The following is a 3,483-nucleotide window of genomic DNA, read 5'->3' as shown; positions in this document are numbered from 1 at the left end:
CTCGAGTCTCGAGGCCTGAACGGCGAGACTTCGGGGGCCTCGAGACTCGAGCCTTCGGCTCATGCGCTTTCGAGGCCTGAACGGCGAGACGGGCCTCAACCCTTTCAAGTGTCTCGTAAAACTCGACTCGGGGGGTTGCGTCGGTTTTCGATGGCCGGGTCTGCATATGGGGCCGCAGTCGACGAACGTATGTAGCCGAGCACGGACGGTACGGAGTCGCGAGCTGCCGGGTTACGGCACATGCCCGCGCACGCCGTTCCCCGACTCCGGATGGTCATCCGAGTAGACGGGCCCGGCCCGCTTCCGGGCCGACGAAGCGTCCGAGCGCTGCCCCGGGCAACAGAGTCGAGAACCGGGACCGAGAGGCCCATCACAAAGGCGGCGTCCACCCCGGTCCAGGATCAACAGAGTGAAAACCGCAGCAACCGTTCACCGGAATTCGAACCCGAGCCCCCGGGGCCGGACCCACCACGACGCCGAAGGCGAGGCCCACCACAAAGGCGGGGCCCGCCCCGGTTCTGGAGCGACAGAGCGAAGGAGCGCAGCGACTGAGCGCCGGAGTGAAGAACCGGGGTCACGAGGGCCCCGCCCCGCGGCGCCGCAGGCGCCGCAAATAAGCACAGCTCCGACCTGCGTGGAATAGCCCGAGATATACCGGGGTTGTGAACGCGCAACGACCTGGGAGGAGACAGTTCCGGATGTGTGCCGCATGATCGAGGGCGTGACCGAGCTACCCGAACCGACCGTCCCGACCCCCGTGCCGACCCCGTCCGCCATGCGCCGGGCGCTGCGCCGGGCACGCGACGGGGTCACGCTGAACGTCGACGAGGCCACGGTGCTGTTGCACGCTCGCGACGAGGACCTGGCTGATCTGTGCCGTAGTGCCGCGCGGGTGCGCGACGCCGGCCTCGAATCGGCCGGGCGACCGAGCACGATCACCTATTCGCGCAATGTTTTCATCCCGCTGACCCATCTGTGCCGCGACACCTGCCACTACTGCACCTTCGTGACGGTGCCGGGCAAATTGCGTGCCCAGGGTCGCGGGATGTTCCTCGAACCCGACGAGGTGCTCGATATCGCGCGTCGCGGTGCCGAACTGGGTTGTAAGGAAGCGCTGTTCACCTTGGGCGACCGGCCCGAGGCCCGCTGGCCCGAGGCCGCCCAGTGGCTCGACGAACGCGGCTACGACTCCACCCTGGACTACCTGCGCGCGGTATCCATCCTGGTACTCGAGGAGACCGGGCTGCTGCCGCATCTGAATCCCGGGGTCATGTCCTGGGAGGAGATCTCGCGTCTCAAACCGGTGGCGCAGTCGATGGGCATGATGCTCGAGACCACCGCGACGCGGTTGTTCACCGAGAAGGGCAACTGCCATTACGGCAGTCCCGACAAGGATCCGGCGGTGCGGCTGCGGGCCATCACCGACGCGGGCCGGCTCTCGGTGCCCTACACCACCGGGATCCTGGTGGGTATCGGCGAGAACATGGCCGAGCGGGCCGATACGATCGCCGCGATCCGCAAACAGCACAAGGCGTTCGGTCATATCCAGGAAGTCATCGTGCAGAACTTCCGGGCCAAGGACGACACCGCCATGCGGCACGCGCCCGACGCCGATTTCGCCGAGTTCCTGGCCACCGTCGCGGTGACCCGGCTGCTGCTCGGGCCCGACGTCTCGGTGCAGGCGCCGCCGAACCTGGTCTCCGGTGAGGAATGCCGCGCCCTGCTGGAAGCCGGTATCGATGACTGGGGCGGTGTGTCGCCGGTGACCCCCGACCACGTGAACCCCGAGCGGCCCTGGCCGAATCTGGATACTCTCGCCGAGATCACCGCCGCCGCCGGTTTCGAACTGGTCGAGCGCACGTCCGCGCATCCGAAATATGTACGCGCCGGGAACCCGTGGATCGATCCGCGGATCGGCGCGCACGTCGCGGCCCTGACCGACGCGGAGACCGGACTGGCGAAAGCCGGCGCGCTCCCGGTGGGCCTGCCCTGGCAGGAACCCGACGAGAGCTGGGAATCGGCGGGTCGCACCGACCTCAATACCGAGATCGATACCGCCGGCCGCAATACCGATACCCGCAGCGATATCGACAACGCCTTCGGTGATTGGGACACCATTCGCGAACAGGTCCGCGATCTGGCGGCCGCGCCGCAGCGGCTGGATGCCGATGTAGCGGCCGCGCTGCGGGCTGCGGAACGAGATCCCGCCGGTCTCACCGACGCCCAGTATCTGGCGCTGGCCACCGCCGACGGTGCCGACCTCGATGCCGTCGCTGCCCTTGCCGACCGGTTGCGCCGCGATGTCTGCGGTGACGACGTCACCTATGTGGTGAACCGCAATATCAACTTCACCAATATCTGCTATACCGGCTGCCGCTTCTGTGCGTTCGCTCAGCGCAAGGGGGACGCCGATGCCTTCACCCTGAGTACCGACGAGGTCGCCGACCGCGCGTGGGAAGCGTATGTGGACGGCGCCACCGAGGTCTGCATGCAGGGCGGGATCGACCCCGACCTGCCGGTGACGGGATACGCGGATCTGGTCCGGGCAGTGAAGGCCAGGGTGCCGGCCATGCACGTCCACGCCTTCAGCCCAATGGAGATCGTGAACGGTGCCTCGCGCGGCGGCGAGAGCGTCCGCGACTGGCTGACCGCGTTGCGGGAAGCCGGCCTGGGCACCATTCCGGGAACGGCGGCCGAGATCCTCGACGACGAGGTGCGGTGGGTTCTCACCAAGGGCAAGCTGCCCGCTTCCGCCTGGATCGATGTCGTCACCACCGCTCATCAGGTCGGGATCCGGTCGAGCTCGACCATGATGTACGGGCATGTGGACAACCCCAGCCACTGGGTCGGGCACCTGCGGGTGCTGCGCGGTATCCAGGACGAAACGGGCGGGTTCACCGAATTCGTCCTGCTCCCGTTCGTCCACCAGAGTGCCCCGCTCTATCTGGCCGGTGCCTCCCGCCCGGGCCCAACCAACCGCGACAATCGCGCCGCGCACGCCCTGGCCCGGATCATGCTGCACGGCCGGATCGACAATATCCAGACCAGCTGGGTGAAACTCGGCACGACCGGCACCCGGGTGATGTTGAGCAGCGGGGCCAACGATCTCGGCGGCACGCTGATGGAGGAGACCATCTCCCGGATGGCCGGTTCACAGCACGGTTCGGCGAAGACGGTGGCCGAACTCACCGAGATCGCCGAAGGTATCGGCCGGCCGGTGCGGGAACGGACCACCACATACGGCGTTCCACCGAAAAGGAACCAGGTGCCGGGTTTGGAACTCGTCTAGCCCTCTCTCATATCTCCGCACGGTCGCCCGTCCATGACCGGGCCGCCCGGTTCTGGAGTACCGGAGTGAAGAACTGATAGGCCCGCCCCGCCGCAGGCCAGGCTCACCACGAAGGCGGGGCCCGCCCCGGTTCTGGAGCGACGGAGCGGGGGAGCGAAGCGGAGGAGCGCAGGAGTGAAGAACCGGGGTCACGA

The 3,483-nt window shown here is 67.6% G+C and carries 1 protein-coding gene; it reads left to right on the top strand.

The features are described from left to right. The first annotated feature begins 709 nt into the window (after positions 1-709). Positions 710-3,289 carry a bifunctional FO biosynthesis protein CofGH gene (locus ACWCPQ_RS34950; protein WP_449907437.1) on the top strand — a complete coding sequence of 860 codons (2,580 nt, stop codon included), beginning with the start codon at positions 710-712 and terminating at the stop codon, positions 3,287-3,289. Positions 3,290-3,483: the final 194 nt, after the last annotated feature.

This window comes from Nocardia sp. NPDC001965, assembly GCF_053594175.1.
The sequence above is the reverse complement of the archived record's forward strand: the minus strand, read 5'-3'. Positions and strand labels throughout refer to the sequence as shown.

Bases quoted from the DNA above. Each gene is read 5' to 3' on its own strand.
- ACWCPQ_RS34950 (WP_449907437.1), top strand. From the start codon at position 710: ATGATCGAGGGCGTGACCGAGCTACCCGAACCGACCGTCCCGACCCCC.